Consider the following 17,600-nt stretch of genomic DNA (forward strand, 5'->3'; position numbering starts at 1 on the left):
ACCTCAAGGCTTGCGACCCCGTCCCCGACCCCGTACAGTGAAAGCCCACTGGCCAGCATAAGGATTTCACATGTTTGATTTTGACCGGGAAATAGATCGCAGCGGCACCATGAGCCTGAAATGGGACAAGTACAAGGAACAGGACGTGCTGCCCATGTGGGTTGCCGACACTGACTTCGTCTCCCCCCCTGCCGTCATCGAGGCCCTCACTGCGCGGGTCGCCCACGGCATCTTCGGCTACTCGCGTCCCTCTCCCCGGCTGATCGAACTCATCATCGCGCGGCTGGCCAGCCGCTATGGCTGGACCATCCAGCCCGAGTGGATCGTCTTCCTGCCCGGAGTGGTGCCCGGTCTCAACCTCGCCTGCAAGGCCTGGAGCCAGCACGGCCGTGGCATCATCACCCCCAAGCCAGTCTACTACCCCTTCCTGCAGGCGCCGGGCTTCAACGACCGGCCGCTGCTCACCGTGCCCATGGTGGAAGAGGCCGGTCGCTGGGTACTGGATATCGAGGAGCTGGAGCGCCAGGCGCCGGCGGCGGATCTACTGCTGCTGTGCAACCCGCACAACCCGGGCGGCACCGTGTTCACCCGCGAGGAGCTGCTGGCCATCGACGCCATCGCCGAGCGCCACAATCTGGTGATCTGCTCCGATGAAATTCACTGCGACCTGCTGCTGGACAAGGACGCCCGCCACATCCCCTACGGCGCCATCAGCCCGGCGGCGGCCGAGCGCTCGGCAGTGATGATGGCCCCGAGCAAGACCTTCAACATCGCCGGGCTCTGCTGCTCCTTCGCGGTGGTGCCCAATGCCCGTCTGCGCCTCAAGCTGCAGCAGGCGATGCGCGGCATCAGTGCCGACGTCAACCTGCTGGGCTTCGTGGCGGCAGAGGCGGCCTACGAAGGCGGCGAGCAGTGGCTCAGCGAACAGCTCGACTACCTGGCCGCCAACCTGGCCCTGATCGAGCAGGCGGTCGCCCGCTGGCCCGGCATCAAGCTGGCGCGCCACCAGGCCACCTACCTGGCCTGGATCGACATGAGCGCACTCGGGCTGGACGACCCCATCGCCTTCTTCGAGCAGGCCGGGGTGGGGCTCTCCCCCGGTGCCCAGTTTGGTGACGGCCAGTTCGTGCGGCTCAACTTCGGCTGCACCCGGGCCCGCCTCGTCGAGGCGCTGGCCCGCATGGAGAAGGCCATTCTGGCGCGCTGATCACGCGTTTTCTCCCTCCATGGCCTCACCATATGGGCAGTGGCGGGGCCGGCAGCAGCCGGCCCCGCAATATATTGAAGTCAGCCAGATCCGTATCCGATCGCAATAGGGTATATTTTCGCAACATGCCGCCACGGCCCCGCAACCCGGGATGTCGATGGCGCCGAATACGGTGCAGTGCCGCCGCCAGCAGCTGGCGCGGCCGAATGCCAACCGGGATGGGCCAGCCCATCCCTTTTATCAGCCATTGATCCGGTTCACTATGCCCCAACCAGCCTTGCACCCTCTGCCGACTCTGCTTCGCCGCACCCTGCCCTGGCTGGCAGCGGCCCTGGCGCTGCCCCTGCAGGCAGCCACGCCTGCCTATCTCACCATCGGTACTGGGCCGCTCAACGGCGTCTACTACCCGACCGGTGGCGCCATTTGCCGGCTGCTCAATGAAGAGACGGCCAGCCATGGCCTGCACTGCTCGGTGCAGAGCACCTCCGGCTCCCTTGCCAACCTGAAGGCCCTGCATCAAGGGAAAGTGCAGCTGGCGCTGGTGCAGTCCGATGTGGTGCACCACGCCGCCCACAGCACCGGCCCCTTCATGGGTCAGGCGCCCGACGACCAGCTGCGCAGCCTCTATCGGCTTCATCAGGAGTCGCTGACCCTGCTCGCCAGCGCCAACAGCAACATCAACACCCTGGCCGACATCGAGGGCAAACGGGTCGATCTGGGCAACCCGGGCTCCGGCGAGCACATCACCAGCCAGGCCCTGCTCGATGCCATGGGCTGGCAGGCCAAGAGCTTTGCCCCCGTCATCCCCGCCGCGGCCAACAACCGGCTGGAGGGGCTCTGTGACGGCACCCTGGACGCCGCCTTCGTGGTGGCGGGCCACCCCAACCAGGCCATTGGCGATCTCACCGGTCGCTGCAAGGCGCGCCTCATCCCCATCGAAGGGGAGCAGGTCGACGCGCTGCTCAAACAGCATCCCTACTATCAGCGCAGCCGCATCGGCGCCAACCTCTACCCGGGCCAGCCCAGCGGCGTCAACACCTTCGCCGTCACCGCCGAGCTGGTGGCGCTGGCCAGCCTGCCGGAGGGCGAGGTGCGCACCGTGCGCGACGTGCTGAGCGGGCGACTCAAGCAGTTCACCCGCCTCCATCCGGCTCTCACCGCCCTCACCCTGGAGGGGATGCAGGGCGAGGCGGAAGTACCGCGCCACGCCGGCATGGCGGATGCCCCGCCCGCCCTGCTGCCCGAAGCCCTGAACCCGGCTCCGGCGGCCTCGGAAGCCCTGGCAACCTCAGCGGCGCAGCCCACCGAAGTGGAACACCCCGCCGGTGAGGACGCGGCACAACCCGCCGGCGAGACGGGCGCCCCCTCCCCGGAAGGTACGCCCGCCACCTCGTCCGGGCAGACCCCTGGCGCCCTGCTGCCGACCCCCTCGGCAGCCGTCGCCACTGAGCCGAGTGCGAGTAGCGTGCTCGAAGGGGCCGCCGTGGAGCAGGGCGGCACGCTGACGGGCACGGCCGCACCCAGCCCCTCTGCCGTGATGAGCGGGGAACAACCCGCCTCGCCGGCCCCCGCCGAACCGGCATCAACAGCACCGGCACCGGCCACACCAAGCGCCGCCTCACCGACCGGGGACGGCGTGCCAGCCAAGTAAGGCCGCCAAACAGCCACAACGACAGAGGCCACCCAAGGGTGGCCTCTTTTTGTTTCGATATTGGGTGGGCTCAAGCCCTGGCGTCCGGCAACGGCTGCGGGCGCTGGATCTCCTGCTCCACCCAGTGCAGCAGTTGCTTGATGGCGCGCGACAGCACCTGGTTCTGGCGCACCACGTACCCTAAGCTGGTGCCGGGGAAATCGGTGAGCCGGGTCACCGGGGCGGTCAGCTTGAGCCGCGGGTGAATGGAAAAGTCCGGCACTATGGCCACCCCGAAACCCGCCTCGGCCCAGTCGAGCTGGGCGTCCACGCTGCCTACTTCCATGATGCGGCAGCTGGGCAGACCGAGCAGCGGCAAAGAGGGGTCAATGAGCGCCCGGGTACGGGTGTCGTGGCCCAGCAGGATCAGGGTCGGCTCGTCGAGGGGATCGCTCTCCCCCGCCTTTGCCCGCGCCTGCCAGCGAGCGAGACCGTGGCCCAGCGCGCACCAGGTCACCTGCTGCAACTCGGTGTAGAACAACGGCTCGCTGCGCTTTTGCGCCATCACGAAGCCCAGATCCGCCTTGCCCGCCTTGACCAGCTCAGCCGCCTGATCCGAGGTGGTGTTGAACAGGGTGAGGTCGATGCCGGGGAACTCCTGCTTGAAGCGCTGAAAGGGCTGAATGAGCAACAGGCGCGAGATGATGTCGCTGGCGGCGATGGCCAGCGTTCCCTGACTCAACTGGTTGAGGGCGTTGAGATCGGACTGGCAGAGCTGCAGCTCGGCGATGGCGCGTTCGGCACTTTGCAGCAGCCGCTCGCCGGCCTGGGTCAGCCGAAACGGGCTGCGCTCGATGAGTTTGACCCGGGTCGCCTGCTCCAGATTCTTGAGGTGCAGGCTCACATTGGGCTGGGTCATGTGCAGTTCGGTGGCGGTCTGGCCGAAGTGCTGCAGCCGGGCCAGGGTGACGAAGGTGTGCAGCCAGTGAATATCCAGCATGGGGATCCTCTTGTACCGCCACGGCCGCACGGGCCCCTAAGGGGGATGTTGGCACGGCGGCGGGGCGGTTTGCCGATAAATTCACCGCAATTATATGACTCTCTTATCGGAATTATAAAGATAATTAATTTTTCTAATCCTCCTGAGCCTCCTAGGATGATCGCCTAACGTCTTAGGAGAAAGAGTCATGTCGTCTATCGTAGTCGTAGGTGCCAACTGGGGTGATGAAGGCAAAGGCCGCATCGTGGATTATCTGGCAGGCCAAGCAGGCGCCAGCATTCGCTTCCAGGGCGGCAACAACGCCGGCCATACCGTCGTCAACGACCTTGGCACCTTCAAGCTGCACCAGGTTCCGAGCGGTGTGTTCAACCCGGATTGCCTGGTCGTGCTCGGCCCTGGCATGGTGATCAGCCCCGAGAAACTGACCGTCGAGCTGGACGAAGTGAAAGCCTCCGGCGTCACTCCCAAGCTGGCCATCTCTGATCGCGCCACCCTTTGCCTGCCGCTGCACGCCATGGAAGATACCCTGGAAGAGCAGCGCCTGGGCGACGGTGCCTACGGCTCCACCCGTCAGGGCATCGCTCCCGCCTATGGCGATCGCGTCATGAAGAAAGCGATCCTGGTGGGCTGGCTGAAGCAGCCGGAAGTACTGGTCGAGCGCATTCAATTCTTCCTCGACTGGAAACTGCCGCAGCTCAAAGCGCTCTACCCGACCTTCGAATTCAACCAGACCGCTCAGGAGATGGCCGACTGGCTGCTGGAAGTGTCCGCCCCCTGGATCGACTCCGTCTGCAACGTCAGCATGCCGCTCAAAGCGCTGCAGGCCGAAGGCAAGACCCTGCTGTTCGAAGCCCAGCTGGGCGCCGGCCGTGACCTGATCTACGGCGAATACCCCTGGGTGACCTCCTCCCACGTGTCCGGCGCCTATGCCGGCATCGGTGGCGGCCTGCCGGGTCTGCGTCCCGAGCGCGTCATCGCCGTCGCCAAGGCGTTCAGCACCTCCGTCGGTACCGGCACCCTGCTGACCGCCATGGAGAACCAGGACGAGTTCCGCAAGATCGCCAACGAGTTCGGCGCCACCACCGGCCGTCCCCGCGATGTCGGCTACTTCGATGCCGTCGCCACCAAGAACGGTGTCGAGCTGCAGGCTGCCAACGAAGTGGCGCTGACCAAGCTGGACTGCCTGACCGGTCTGCCGGATCTGAAGATCTGCGTCGCCTACGAAGGTGCCCACACCGAGAACCCGATCTGGCCGCAAACTGCCGGTCTGAAGCCGGTTTACGAAGTGATGGAAAGCTGGAGCGAAGACATCACCGGCTGCCGTACCTTCGCCGAGCTGCCCAAAGCGGCTCAGCAGTACGTACTGCGCATCGAAGAGCTGCTGGGCGTACCGGTGCCGATGGTCTCCGTCGGCCCGGGCCGTGACGAGATGATCCTGCGCTAAGTCGCGCGATCAGCTGTCAGCACAGTAAAAAACCGGCATCCAGGATGCCGGTTTTTTTATGCCCGGGCGCACCACATCTCTTTCACCGCCCTCATTAAAGATCAACGTAAAGACTCATATCATGGCAGCAAGACGGCCACTTTGAGCGGTTGAGTCACTCACCTTCTCCCCCTCTTCGCTAGACTGATCCCATCATCCACCGAGGAGCCTCACCATGAAGATTGCCAAGCGTACCACCCTGCTCTCCCTGCTGTGCGTGGCGGCCCTGCCCGCCAGTGCCATGACCCTAAAGAGCAGCGACATCCACGAAGGCCAGCTGATGGACAAGGCCTTCAGCTTCAACGGCTTTGGCTGCAGCGGTGACAACCGCTCGCCCCAGCTGAGCTGGAAGGACCTGCCGGCCGGCACCAAGAGCGTCGCCATCACCGCCTATGACCCCGACGCGCCCACCGGCAGCGGCTGGTGGCACTGGCTGGTAGTGAACCTGCCGGCCAGTCAGAGCGAGCTGCCGAGCAATGCCTCCGGCAAGCTCAAGCAGGGGCTGGAGCTCAAGACCGACTTCGGCAGCCAGGGCTACGGCGGCCCCTGCCCGCCCGCCGGCCACGGCATGCACCGCTACCAGTTCACCGCCTGGGCCCTGCCCCAGCCCCTGGAGGTGAAGGCAGACACCCCGCCCGCCATGGTAGGCTACATGCTCAACAGCATGGTCCTTGGCAAGGCCACCCTGACCGCCACCTTCGTCACCCCCTAGGAGCCAGCCGGATGAGCACGCCGCTGCTGCAACTGCACCACTATCTCGGGATCCGCCAGCAGCCGCTGCACCGGGTGCTCATCTACGCCCCCACCATCATCTGGGTGGAGCAGGGTCACAAGCAGTTGTGGTGGCAGGAGAAGCGCCTGGCGTTCGATCAGGCGAGCTGGCTGCTGATCCCGGCCGGTCACCAGCTCACCTTCGTCAACCAGCCGGAGCAGGGCAAGTTTCGCTCCCGCGCGCTGACCCTGCTGACCCCGCCCCCCGTCGAATGGCTCAGCGCCGCCCAGGCCGGCCCGCTCAGGGAGCCGCGCCTGACAGTCAGTCCGGCGCTGGCCTTCTGTTTCGAGCTGGTCTGCTCCATGGCGGATCGGCGACTCCATGAGGCCACCCAGGCCCAGCTGCTGCAGGGCTTCTATGCCGAGCTGCAGGCCGCCGGCGGGCTCGACCTGCTGTTTCCCGCCCACACCATGACCCTCGGCGAGCGGCTGGCCCGCTACCTTGGGGTGGAGCCGGGCGCCGATCACACACTGGAGGGGGTCGCACCGCACTTCGCCATGAGCCGCGCCTCCATGGCGCGCAAGCTGGCCGCCGAGGGGCGCAGCTTTCGCCAGCTGCTAACCCAGGTGCGCATGAGCCACGCCCTCACCCTGCTACAGCAGGGGCTGGCGCCGCTGGAGACGGCCCTCGCCTGTGGCTACGACTCCCCCAGCCGCTTTGCCGCCCGCTTCAAGCAGGAGTTCGGCCTGACCCCCTATCAATACCTGCGTACCTGCCCCTCCTCCCTCTCGCTGACTGCCGCCAGACAAGTAAACAGTTACTAAAATATCGAACTATGTAACCTCGTGTAACCGGGTGATCCGGCTCACACCAGCCCCTCCGGCACTGTGACGCAGCGCCAATAATCCCGTCAAAATCACCCTATAATGGCTCTCGCAAACGCTTTCACTAAAACAAACACTAAAAAACACCTTCCTTAACCTACAAAAACTGTCATTGGAGCGAGAGATGTTTCGTAAAAGTTTACTACCCGTCACCCTGAGCGTCGCCCTGTTCGGCCTCACTGCCTGCAACGGCAATGACTCCAGCAGCCCGGCCACCCCCAGCGCCACCCTGGCGAACCAGTATCAGAACGTGATCGACCGCAGCGGCACCCCGCTCCAGTTCCGTGACTTTGACAGCTACGCCAACCTCAAATACAACCCGCTGCTCGATCTCGGCGCCTGGCACGGCTTCCTGCTGCCCGCCAGCGACTGCGAGTGGGGTGGCTTTACCGGCCCCATGGTCATCGCCGAGGAGTACAGCCTGTTCTTCGCCAGCGAATTGGACAAGCTGACCCTGAGCGACGAGAGCGGCCGCGCCTTCCCGCTCACCAGCGCCAGCAAGCAGGCGCTGTACGCCATCCCGGGGGCGCTGGTGCAGCGCTTCGAATTTGACCCCTTCACCCTGGAGCTGGAGCTGCGCTATGGCGATGCCCGCACTGCGCTGGTTCGCACCCGCCTCATCAACCACACTGACGCCCCCCTCACCCTCAAGCTCAACTGGCAGGGGGAGCTGCTCAACCAGTGGGATGCCAACAAGACGGTCGCCGAGCAGTACCCCGCCTGGACCCGCACCATCAGCCAGACCGAGCGCGGCGTGGCATTCCAGTTCGGCAAACTGCGCAGCACCTGGAACATCATGCAGAGCGGCAGCGCCAGCTACCGCATCGATCGCACCCTGCCCAGTCGCACCACCCTCGACGAGCAGGGGCTCGGCTACGTGAGCGAGGCCAGCCTCACCCTGGCCGCCAAGGGCCAGCAGGATATCTACACCCTGCAGAGCTATGTCCACAGCAGTGCTGAAGCGAGTCGTTTCGAGCAGAGCCGCCAGGCGCTGCTGGCCGATCCCGCCAGCCATTTCGACAACTCCATCCGCCGCTGGGAGGATTACCTGGCGCGCGGCCTCTCCAATCAGGGGATCCCGGAATCGGAGCGGCGCATCGCGGTCAAGGCGATGGAGACCCTCAATGGCAACTGGCGCTCCCCCGCCGGCGCCATCCTGCACGACGGGGTGACCCCCTCCAACACCGCCCGCTGGTTCGACGGGGTCTGGGCCTGGGACAGCTGGAAGCACGCCTACGCCATGGCCCACTTCAACCCCGAGGTAGCCAAGAACAACGTGCGCGCCATGTATGACTACCAGATCCAGGCCGATGACCCGGTCCGGCCGCAGGATGCCGGCATGGTGATCGACGCCGTCTTCTACAACAAGCTCGCCGATCGCGGTGGCGACGGTGGCAACTGGAACGAGCGCGATACCAAGCCGCCCCTCTCCGCCTGGGCCATCTGGGAGATCTACAGCGCCACCCAGGACAAGGCCTTCATCGCCGAGATGTATCCGAAGATCCAGGCCTATCACGATTGGTGGTATCGGGCGCGGGACAACAACCGCAACGGCATCATCGAATATGGCGCCACCCGCCACGTCGAGCACAACGACGAATTCGGCAACATCACCTTCAAGGTGCAGTACCCGACGGGGGCACCGGTCGGGCTGGAGCTGTCGAGCTGTACCGATGAGGGAGATGGCTGGTATGGCTGCGCCGGCATGGCGCTCTATCAGCAGGTATTGAGCGTTGGCGGCTACGCCGACATGGATATCGGCGCCCAGCACGGGGCCGGCTGGGAGTCCGGCATGGACAACGCCGCCCGCTTCGGCTTTATCGAGCCGGACCAGCTCAAGCGCTATGCCGACAAGACCTATGGCGGCGACATGGCCAAGGCGCGCCAGGACTGGAACGTCTTCTTCTTCGAAAACCATCAGGACGACGGCAGCCTCATCGGCTTCTCCATCGATCAGGAGTCGGTGGAGCTCAACGCCTTCCTCGCCAAGGAGAAACGCATCCTGGCCGACATGGCCGAACTGCTCGGCAAGCCGGACGAGGCGAGCCGCTATCGCGAAGGGGCGACCCAGCTGGCCGGCTATATCAACAGCTGCCTGTTCGATGAGGCCTCCGGCTTCTATTACGACCGCCAGATAGCCCAGGGGGATCTGCCGGACGCCAACGGCTGCGTAGGCAAGCTGTTGACCGCCCGCGGCCGTGGCCCGGAAGGGTGGAGCCCGCTCTGGGCCGAGGTGGCGGACAAAGAAAAAGCGGCGCGGGTGCGCGAGGTGATGCTCAATGCCAAGGAGTTCAACACCAAGGTGCCGCTCGGCACGGCGGCGCTGACCAACCCGGCCTATGATCCCGACATCTACTGGCGCGGCCGGGTCTGGCTGGATCAGTTCTACTTCGAGGTGAAGGGGCTGGAGAACTACGGCTATCGCAGCGATGCCCAACAGCTCGTCAACAAGCTGTTTGCCAACGCCGAGGGGCTGGCGGGCAGCGGCCCCATCCGCGAGAACTACAACCCGGAGACCGGCGCCATGCAGGGGGCCAGCAACTTCAGCTGGAGCTCGGCCCACCTCTACATGCTCTATCGCAACTTTCTGAAAACAGAGGGCTGATCCCTATCAGCAGAAATGAGCCAACAAAAAGGCCTCCGCAAGGGAGGCCTTTCTTATGGCGGCGCCAAAGGTGGCGACTTACTTGACGGTCACCCGGGCAAACTTGCGCTTGCCGACCTGGTAGACGGCGGTACCGGCACCGATGAGTGCCTTGCCATCGTCCAGCTTCTCGCCATCAACCTTCACCGCGCCCTGCTTGATCATCCGCAGCGCTTCGGAGGTGGTGGCCACCAGATCGGCGTCTTTGAGCAGGTTGGCAATGGCCAGCCCTTCGCCTTCCAGTGCCAGCTCGACTTCCGGCATTTCGTCCGGAATGGCGTTCTTGGAGAAGCGCTGGGTGAAATCTTCGTGGGCCGCTTCAGCCGCCGCCTCGTCGTGATAACGGGCGATGATCTCTTTGGCCAGCCAGATCTTCACGTCACGCGGGTTGAGGGTGCCGGCGGCAATGCCCGCCTTGAACTCTTCAATTTCAGCCAGCGGACGGAAGGAGAGCAGCTCGTAGTAGTTCCACATCAGATCGTCGGTGATGGACATGATCTTGCCGAACATCTCGCCCGGGGCGTCGTGTACGCCGATGTAGTTGGCAGCGGACTTGGACATCTTCTTGACGCCGTCCAGGCCCACCAAGAGCGGCATCATCAGCACGCACTGGGTCGCCATGCCGGCATCTTTTTGCAGCTCGCGACCCATCAGCAGGTTGAACTTCTGATCGGTACCGCCGAGCTCAACGTCCGCCTTCAGCGCGACCGAGTCATAGCCTTGCAGCAGCGGATAGAGGAATTCGTGAATGGCGATGGACTGGCCGTTGCTGTAGCGCTTCTTGAAGTCGTCGCGCTCCATCATGCGGGCCACGGTCTGCTTGGCCGCCAGCTTGATCATGCCGGTCGCGCCCAGCTCGCTCAGCCAGGTCGAGTTGTACTCGATGCGGGTCTTGGCGGGATCGAGGATCTTGAACGCCTGCTCGGCATAGGTGAGGGCGTTGTGCTTGATGGCCTCTTCGGAGAGCGGCGGACGGGTGGCGTTCTTGCCGGAGGGGTCACCCACCATGGCGGTGAAGTCACCGATCAGCAGGATCACTTCATGGCCCAGATCCTGGAAGGTCTTCAGCTTGTTGAGGATCACGGTATGACCCAGATGAATGTCGGGAGCCGTCGGGTCCATCCCCAACTTGATGCGCAGCGGGCGCCCTTCCTTCAACTTGGCGACCAGTTCTTCTTCCACCAGAATTTCTTCCGCTCCGCGCTTGATCTCGGCTAGCGCCACCTCGAGCTGGGACATTTTTTGACTCTCCAATCACGATTCCACAGGGCCAGACATATTACTGGAATGGCGGGCCAATTGGAAAGGCGGTAAACTCCGACATTCTTCCCGGCTCAACTTCGTCTGCTTCTCATGGTCATTTGGCACGCCTTCAACTCTCTCCCTCACTGGCACCGCAAGATGGTGCTGATCCTGAGCATCATGGTGATGATGCTGGCGGCCTGGCCCAGCGAACAGGCGGTCGCCACCCGGGTCGATGACAACGGCAACGAGCTGGCCATGGAGCAGCAGGTCGACGAGGAGGCGCTGCTGGCCGAAGCCAAGCCCGTCGCCCCGCCCAAGCCGAGCTACATCACCAAGCAGGTGAAGGTACGCAGCGGTGACAACATGGGGGTCATCTTCCAGCGCCTCGGCCTCAGCACCACGGATCTGCACCTCATCGATCAGCTCGAGGGCACGGATACCCTGCGCCTGCTCAAGCCGGGCCAGGAGCTCACCTTCAAGCTCACCAAGGGCGGCGAGCTGCACAGCCTCTACTACCCCCACAGCCTGGAGCAAGCGCTGAAAGTAAGCCGCAAGGCCGACAGCTTCGTGGCCAGACCGGTCAAGCTCGAACTCGACACCCGCGAACAGGTGGCCAAGGGCGAGATCCGCTCCAGCTTCTGGGGCGCCGCCGTCGACGCCGGCATGACCGAGGATCAGATCATGGACTTGGCCGCCATCTTCGGCTGGGACATCGACTTCGCCCAGGACCTGCAGCCGGGCGACAGCTTCCGGGTGGTCTACGAAGAGAAGTATCAGGATGACGAGCGGGTTGCCTCCGGCGACATCCTGGCCGCCGAGTTCGTCAACCAGGGTGCCACCTATCGCGCCGTGCTGAACGAGGACGGCAACTACTACACCCCGGATGGCAAGGCGATGCGCAAGAGCTTCCTGCGCGCGCCGGTCAACTTCAAATACATCAGCTCCAACTTCAATCCGCGCCGGCTGCACCCGGTCACCGGCAAGGTACGCCCCCACAACGGCATCGACTACGTGGCGCCGGTGGGCACCCCCATCATGGCGGCGGGCTCAGGCAGCGTGGTGGCCGCCGGCTACAACCAGTTCAACGGCAACTACGTCTTCATCAAGCACGCCGGCAACTACGTGACCAAGTACCTGCACCTCTCCAAGCGCACCGTCAACAAGGGGCAGCGCGTGAAGCAGGGCCAGACCATCGGCAATCTGGGGGGGACCGGACGGGTCACCGGGCCGCACCTGCACTATGAATTCGTGGTGGGCGGCGTGCACAAGAACCCGCGCACCCTCAACCTGCCACAGGCGGAGACGCTGAGCGGACGGGCGCTGGCCAACTTCAAGGCGCAGGCCATGCCCCAGCTGGCCAAGCTGGACAGCCCGGAGCTGCAGTTGGCCCAGAACAAGCGGGCCAACGGCGGCAATTGACCCACAAGGAGCAGTCATGAGCGAGCGTTATATCGGCTTGATGCCGGGTACCAGAATACGGCATGGAATCGAGGCCGCTCCCTCTCTCACGTACTTTTTCCCGACCTGCAAGTAAGGATGCCCCATGACTGAACGCTATATAGGCTTGATGTCCGGTACCAGAATACGGCATGGGATCGAGGCCGCTCCCTCTCTCACGTACGTTTTCCCGCCCTGCAAGTAAGGAAACCTGATGACTGAACGCTATATAGGCTTGATGTCAGGTACCAGAATACGGCATGGGATTGGGGCCGCTTCCTCTCTCACGTACTTTTTCCCGACCTGCAAGTAAGGAAACCCCATGACTGAACGCTATATAGGCTTGATGTCCGGTACCAGCATGGATGGTATCGACGCCGTGCTGGTGCTGATCGAGGGGGATGAACTGCGGGTCGAGGCGGCCCTCAGCCACCCCTGGCCCACTGCGCACGAGCTGCACGCCCTCTGCACCCCGGGCGACAACGAGATCGACCGCATGGGGGTGGCCGACAACCTGGTCGCCCGCGAGTTTGCCGCCGCCACCCACGCCCTGCTGGCCAAGGCGGGGCTTGAGCCCAAGGATATTCGCGCCCTCGGCAGCCACGGCCAGACCATCCGCCACCGCCCTCAGCTCGGCTTTACCCTGCAGATCGGCAACGCGGCCCTGCTGGCGGCGCTGACCGGCATCGATGTGGTGGCCGACTTTCGCACCATGGACATGGCCCTCGGCGGCCAGGGGGCGCCGCTGGTGCCCGCCTTCCATCAGGCCTTCTTTGCGCGCCCCGGCGCCCTGCGGGTGGTGCTCAACCTCGGCGGCATCGCCAATATCTCGGTGCTGCCGGGCCAGGCGGACGGCGTCTATGGCTTCGATACCGGCCCGGCCAACACCCTGCTCGACGGCTGGTATCGCCGCCATCACCCCCAGGGTGCCGGTTACGATGCCGGCGGCCAGTGGGCGGCCAGCGGCAGGCTTATCCCCGAGCTGCTGGAGCAACTGCTGGCTCACCCCTACTTTGCTGCCTCCCACCCCAAGAGCACCGGGCGAGAGATGTTTACCCTCGACTGGCTCGATGGCGAGCTGGCAGGCAGCGCATACGCCCCGGCGGATGTGCAGCGCACCCTGCAGGCGCTTACCTGCCACAGCATCGCCCGCCAGCTGCCCGCACTGGCGGATGCGCAGAGCCGACCCGAGCTCTATGTCTGCGGCGGCGGCGCCCATAACGCCCCGCTGCTGGCGGAGCTGGCCAGCCTGCTGCCCGGCTGGCGCATTGCCAACACCGCCGAGCTGGGAATCGCCCCCGACTGGATGGAAGGCGCGGCGTTTGCCTGGCTGGCGCAGCGCTTTATTCACCGCCAACCCGGCAACCTGCCGGCCGTCACCGGTGCCAGCCGCCCCGCCGTGCTGGGTGCCCTCTATCCCGCCTGAGCCAGGCCTGAAACCAAGCCTGGTCCAGACCCAATAAAGCAGGGCCGTCACGCGACGGCCCTGCGGTTTTATTTCTTGCCTGATTTCCTGCCTGTTCTGCTCTGCCAGCCCCTCTTGCCAGGGCGTGACGCTATCGGCGGCTCACCGCCTCCAGCAGGGTGGTGGCGGCCAGCTTGCCGAGCGGATTGCCGGCCAGCGGGCTGTCACCGGTCAGCAGATTGCGATCCCGACACACCGCCCCCGAGATGCCGCTGTTGACGATTTCAAACCCCATCCCCTTGAGCCGCTCGCCAAACTTCCAGGTGAGCCGACCCAGCATGTAGCCGATCGCCGGCGTCTGCTCATCCAGCGCATCGGGGAAGGCGCAGATCCGGTAGCCGGCGAAGGTGTGCGGATTGGCCACCGCCAGCAAGGCCGCCGGCCCGTGGCAGAGGGTGATGATGAAACGCTCGTGGGCCATCGCCCACTCCAGCAACACCTTGACCTCAGCGCTCTCGGGCAGCCCCATCAGGGCGCCGTGCCCGCCGGGAATGAACACGCCGAGGTAGTCCGAATCGGGAGCCTGCACCCGCGCCAGCAGATCCGCCAGTTTGGCGGGCTGGCGGAACTGCCCCTGGTATTTGCCATAGAGCCCCACCACCGCCTCATCCTCCGTCGGCATGGCCCACCACTCGAACTTGACCGGATTGCCCGACAGGGTGGCCACCTCAAAGGCAAAGCCCGCCTTGTCGAGGTGATACATGGGCAGCAGGGTTTCCACCGGATGGTTGCCGGTAGAGAACAGGGTGCCGTTGTCGGTGGGCAGATAGCGCTCATCGGCCCCGATCAGCAGGATCTTCCAGCGGCCACCGCGATAGGGGGCGGGATAATCAGCCCCCGCCAGATCCGACTTGCGCGAAGTGAACTGGCTCAATGAATAGGGGGAAGGGAAAAAGGCATTCTGCTCCGCCGGATCCGGGGTCGGTTGCTTGTCGTCAATCAGCTTCTCGGTCATGGCACGCTCTCCATCATGGGTTGACTCGCTCTCACAATATTGACTGTCAGGGGCCGGGTAAATGAGCTGTGCCCTTCCCTCTGACAGGGCGCTGACGCACGGCGCTCACGCTGCCAGGCCCTGTTCGCAGCGCTGAAAATATATGGCATATACAGGGGGGCGTCCTGCCCGCCTGGTTGCCGCATCCGGCAGTGAACGGCGCCCCTCATTTCCATCCGCTCTTGCCACCCCAGCTTATTGCCATGCAGATGGGCTGAATGTTATTTCAATGGCTCTCTTGCGGCTCACTTCAGGCATATTTTTGGCCTTATGAAAAGCCCTTCACCAAGCCGAAAAATAAATAGCTATGCAAAACCGGGATAATATCCTGCAAGTTGGTCAGAATCATTAACCTGGGATTTACAGCTGGTAACCTGAATCGGCGCAAATAAAGGCGCCATCAGCCGCCTGCATGGCAAAAAGTGGGAGCCCCATCACCTTTATTGCTCTTTCTGGTCATGCATTGAATAGCAAAGTGAATATATTTCACTCTGTTGAGCCACCTCATAGAAACCGGATCCCGGTTTGCATCCGCTGGCGAACGCCCCCTAGAATCCTCCCGTCTGAATCATCAAGCCGATTTATTTCTCCCTTATCCGTTTGCACGCGCCGGCGGCACCGGCACAAGGCTTTACACAGTGATGACCATGGTCCCCTGCCCCGTCGCCCTGCGGCGGGAACGGGCAACTGTTGCCGCCATCATGGGTATCGCCCTGCGTGACGCATTCGGCCAGGGAAGATCAACGCGGCCTGACCCTACATCAAAAACGAAAAAGGAGTATCGCCATGAGTGGTACCATCATCAAGTCAGCCAGAAATACCGCCAATGCACCGCAGGATCTGAGCCCCAGTACCCAGAGCGTGGCGTTCTCCCACTACAACAATATCTCTGCCCAACTGCCGGTCGACCCGAAAACGGGCGCGCTGGTCGCAGGGGATATCAAGGCGCAGGCCAGACAGTGTCTCACCAACATCAAGGCCATCGTCGAGAGCATCGATCATGTGATGGATGACGTGGTCAAGATCACGGTATTTCTCAAAGAGATGGCCGATCTCGACGCGGTCAACGCCGTCTATGGCGAGTTCTTCCCCCACCTGCTGCCGACCCGCACCGTGCTGGCGGTGGCCGGTCTGCCGCTCGGCGCCGCCGTGCAGATGGACGCGCTCATCTCCAACGGTGAAGGCACCTTCCCGCAAGCCCCCTGCCCGCTGCTGAAGCTCTCCCGCAACAGCGACAAGGCGCTGCAGGATCCGCTCTCGACCCATACCGTCGCCTTCTCCCACTACAACAATATCGGTGCCCAGCTGCCGGTCGATGCCGCGTCGGGCCAGCTGGTCGCCGGTGGTATCCAGCAGCAGGCTGGCCAGTGCCTGCGCAACATCAAGCACGTGCTGGAGAGCATCGATGTGCCGTTTGACGATATCGTCAAGGTCACCGTCTATCTGACCAGCCTGGCCGATCTGGACGCCGTCAACGAGGTCTACACCACCTTCTTCCCGGACTCCGCCATTGCCCGTGCCGTCGCCTATCTGCCGGCCCGCAGCGTGATCGTGGCCTCCGCCCTGCCGCTGGGCGCCCGGGTGCAGATGGATGCGGTCATCTCCCACGGTGACGGCACCCCGCCACAGCTGGTGGAAGACAGACACAATCTGGTGATCAGCGCCCGCAATACCGACAAGGCGCCGAGAAGCCCGCTGCACACCCAGACCGTCGCCTTCTCCCACTACAACCACATCGCCGGCCAGCTGCCGGTTGACCTGGCCACCGGCAAGATCCTGACTGGTTGTGTCAAGGAGCAGACCGCCCAATGCCTCGGCCATATCAAGACCATCGTCGAGAGCATCGGCCACGTGATGGACGATATCGTCAAGGTCAATATCCAGGTGAAGAACATCGCGGATCTGGCGGAGGTAGATGCCATCTACACCAAATACTTCCCGGCCTATCTGCCCGCCCGCACCGTGATTGGCGTGAGCGAGCTGCCCGCCGGCGCCCTGGTGCAGATTGATGCGGTGATGTCCAACGCGGAAAGCACCCCGCCGCAGGCATAAGACATGCCCTGAATAATAAAAAGAGACCGGCTATATGCCGGTCTCTTTTTTGGTAACAGGAAGGATATTATTTTTATGGCATCGACACAGATGCGCGAACGTTCGATGACGCTTCGCTAATCGAACCTGCGGGCCAATAACACGCTATCGAATATGGTGCTTGAGTTCAGCTTCCCACTGTTTGAACAATGTAAAGTCACCCTCGGCTCGACTCTTGGCTGCCGTGAACCATTGCACCCCTACCTCATCAGAATGTCTGAATTCCAACCTGAACTCATACTTGGTACTTATCACCAGTGCCAGACATGCACCAATCAAAAATGCAATAGCAGGAAGAATCCATGTAATAACCTGACCTTGTGCATCCGTTGGCACGAATATGAAAAGTAAACTGGAAGCAATGGCCCCCAATATCATCATATTGAGTATTTTGTCTTTCCAGGAAAGGACCTGAACCTGTACGTTCGATATTCTTCCCAGATCGTAGCTGTCCTTATTGACTTGTAGTTTCTGTGCTGACTGATTGATGACAATGGAACAAGACATGGGAAACTCCATTTCAGATATACGTCACATGACATTTTTATAATCAAGAACTCTTCATGAAAAACTGACCGCCATCCCGACAACCCTGCTGCATGACACCAAGCAGCCAGCAACCATCAAATAGCCCGAACGTTGCCCACCAGGCTTGTTCAATGGACGCTACCGAATATTGGTTTATGCCTTGTAATGACGGGGGTAAGCCGCCCAGCATGGTATCGTATGACGCCAAACTTGAAAGCAAATTCAAAAGAAAAAGCGAGATTGATCAAGTAATCGATCTGAATACCTCCCGTATCGGCTC

The 17,600-nt window shown here is 63.0% G+C and carries 13 protein-coding genes; 9 read left to right on the plus strand and 4 right to left on the minus strand.

The genetic code is table 11. The annotated features are described in order from the left end of the window. Positions 1-70: 70 nt before the first annotated feature. Positions 71-1,207: a MalY/PatB family protein gene (locus E5E97_RS20955; protein ID WP_171280988.1), complete on the plus strand. Its 1,137-nt coding sequence runs from the start codon at positions 71-73 to the stop codon at positions 1,205-1,207. 262 nt (positions 1,208-1,469) lie between these two features. Then, a complete protein-coding gene (locus E5E97_RS20960; protein WP_171280989.1) occupies positions 1,470-2,858 on the plus strand; it encodes a TAXI family TRAP transporter solute-binding subunit in 1,389 nt (462 codons plus the stop codon). A gap of 70 nt (positions 2,859-2,928) precedes the next feature. Here E5E97_RS20960 and E5E97_RS20965 read toward each other — a convergent pair whose 3' ends face one another. Then, positions 2,929-3,837 (minus strand): LysR family transcriptional regulator, encoded by a 909-nt coding sequence (locus E5E97_RS20965; RefSeq protein ID WP_011706900.1) that lies wholly within the window; start codon positions 3,835-3,837, stop codon positions 2,929-2,931. A gap of 187 nt (positions 3,838-4,024) precedes the next feature. On the opposite strand from E5E97_RS20965, the gene E5E97_RS20970 reads away from it, so the two are divergent. The 4 genes from E5E97_RS20970 to ygjK all read left to right on the plus strand — a co-directional run bounded on the left by E5E97_RS20970 (position 4,025) and on the right by ygjK (position 9,521). Further along, the gene (locus E5E97_RS20970) at positions 4,025-5,281 is read left to right on the plus strand and encodes an adenylosuccinate synthetase (RefSeq protein WP_005303296.1); all 1,257 of its coding nucleotides are present in this window, start codon (positions 4,025-4,027) and stop codon (positions 5,279-5,281) included. Positions 5,282-5,495: 214 nt separating this feature from the next. Further along, positions 5,496-6,032 carry a YbhB/YbcL family Raf kinase inhibitor-like protein gene (locus E5E97_RS20975; RefSeq protein WP_171280990.1) on the plus strand — a complete coding sequence of 179 codons (537 nt, stop codon included), beginning with the start codon at positions 5,496-5,498 and terminating at the stop codon, positions 6,030-6,032. A gap of 11 nt (positions 6,033-6,043) precedes the next feature. Beyond that, positions 6,044-6,856 carry an AraC family transcriptional regulator gene (locus E5E97_RS20980; protein WP_171280991.1) on the plus strand — a complete coding sequence of 271 codons (813 nt, stop codon included), beginning with the start codon at positions 6,044-6,046 and terminating at the stop codon, positions 6,854-6,856. Positions 6,857-7,040: 184 nt separating this feature from the next. Further along, positions 7,041-9,521 carry an alpha-glucosidase gene (ygjK, locus tag E5E97_RS20985; protein ID WP_171280992.1) on the plus strand — a complete coding sequence of 827 codons (2,481 nt, stop codon included), beginning with the start codon at positions 7,041-7,043 and terminating at the stop codon, positions 9,519-9,521. Between the two features lie 78 nt (positions 9,522-9,599). Here the strand turns inward: ygjK and tyrS are convergent, their stop codons facing one another. After that, a complete protein-coding gene (tyrS, locus tag E5E97_RS20990) occupies positions 9,600-10,799 on the minus strand; it encodes a tyrosine--tRNA ligase (protein ID WP_005303305.1) in 1,200 nt (399 codons plus the stop codon). Positions 10,800-10,913: 114 nt separating this feature from the next. Between tyrS and E5E97_RS20995 the strand changes: the two genes are divergently transcribed. Together E5E97_RS20995 and E5E97_RS21000 are read left to right on the plus strand one after the other, a co-directional pair. Further along, a complete protein-coding gene (locus tag E5E97_RS20995; protein WP_065478772.1) occupies positions 10,914-12,224 on the plus strand; it encodes a peptidoglycan DD-metalloendopeptidase family protein in 1,311 nt (436 codons plus the stop codon). Positions 12,225-12,564: 340 nt separating this feature from the next. Beyond that, a complete protein-coding gene (locus tag E5E97_RS21000) occupies positions 12,565-13,668 on the plus strand; it encodes an anhydro-N-acetylmuramic acid kinase (protein WP_171280993.1) in 1,104 nt (367 codons plus the stop codon). A 130-nt stretch (positions 13,669-13,798) separates the two neighbouring features. Here E5E97_RS21000 and hchA read toward each other — a convergent pair whose 3' ends face one another. Further along, a complete protein-coding gene (gene hchA, locus E5E97_RS21005; protein WP_171280994.1) occupies positions 13,799-14,662 on the minus strand; it encodes a glyoxalase III HchA in 864 nt (287 codons plus the stop codon). Positions 14,663-15,487: 825 nt separating this feature from the next. Between hchA and E5E97_RS21010 the strand changes: the two genes are divergently transcribed. Further along, positions 15,488-16,753 (plus strand): RidA family protein, encoded by a 1,266-nt coding sequence (locus E5E97_RS21010; RefSeq protein ID WP_171280995.1) that lies wholly within the window; start codon positions 15,488-15,490, stop codon positions 16,751-16,753. A 144-nt stretch (positions 16,754-16,897) separates the two neighbouring features. Here E5E97_RS21010 and E5E97_RS21015 read toward each other — a convergent pair whose 3' ends face one another. After that, on the minus strand, positions 16,898-17,299 hold the full coding sequence (locus tag E5E97_RS21015; protein WP_171280996.1) for a hypothetical protein: 402 nt from the start codon (positions 17,297-17,299) through the stop codon (positions 16,898-16,900). Positions 17,300-17,600: the final 301 nt, after the last annotated feature.

It is taken from the genome of Aeromonas sp. 2692-1 (assembly GCF_013085505.1).
In the GTDB taxonomy this organism is placed as follows: domain Bacteria; phylum Pseudomonadota; class Gammaproteobacteria; order Enterobacterales; family Aeromonadaceae; genus Aeromonas; species Aeromonas hydrophila.

Bases quoted from the DNA above. Each gene is read 5' to 3' on its own strand.
- E5E97_RS20955 (WP_171280988.1), top strand. From the start codon at position 71: ATGTTTGATTTTGACCGGGAAATAGATCGCAGCGGCACCATGAGCCTG.
- E5E97_RS20960 (WP_171280989.1), top strand. From the start codon at position 1,470: ATGCCCCAACCAGCCTTGCACCCTCTGCCGACTCTGCTTCGCCGCACC.
- E5E97_RS20965 (WP_011706900.1), bottom strand. From the start codon at position 3,837: ATGCTGGATATTCACTGGCTGCACACCTTCGTCACCCTGGCCCGGCTG.
- E5E97_RS20970 (WP_005303296.1), top strand. From the start codon at position 4,025: ATGTCGTCTATCGTAGTCGTAGGTGCCAACTGGGGTGATGAAGGCAAA.
- E5E97_RS20975 (WP_171280990.1), top strand. From the start codon at position 5,496: ATGAAGATTGCCAAGCGTACCACCCTGCTCTCCCTGCTGTGCGTGGCG.
- E5E97_RS20980 (WP_171280991.1), top strand. From the start codon at position 6,044: ATGAGCACGCCGCTGCTGCAACTGCACCACTATCTCGGGATCCGCCAG.
- ygjK (WP_171280992.1), top strand. From the start codon at position 7,041: ATGTTTCGTAAAAGTTTACTACCCGTCACCCTGAGCGTCGCCCTGTTC.
- tyrS (WP_005303305.1), bottom strand. From the start codon at position 10,799: ATGTCCCAGCTCGAGGTGGCGCTAGCCGAGATCAAGCGCGGAGCGGAA.
- E5E97_RS20995 (WP_065478772.1), top strand. From the start codon at position 10,914: ATGGTCATTTGGCACGCCTTCAACTCTCTCCCTCACTGGCACCGCAAG.
- E5E97_RS21000 (WP_171280993.1), top strand. From the start codon at position 12,565: ATGACTGAACGCTATATAGGCTTGATGTCCGGTACCAGCATGGATGGT.
- hchA (WP_171280994.1), bottom strand. From the start codon at position 14,662: ATGACCGAGAAGCTGATTGACGACAAGCAACCGACCCCGGATCCGGCG.
- E5E97_RS21010 (WP_171280995.1), top strand. From the start codon at position 15,488: ATGAGTGGTACCATCATCAAGTCAGCCAGAAATACCGCCAATGCACCG.
- E5E97_RS21015 (WP_171280996.1), bottom strand. From the start codon at position 17,299: ATGTCTTGTTCCATTGTCATCAATCAGTCAGCACAGAAACTACAAGTC.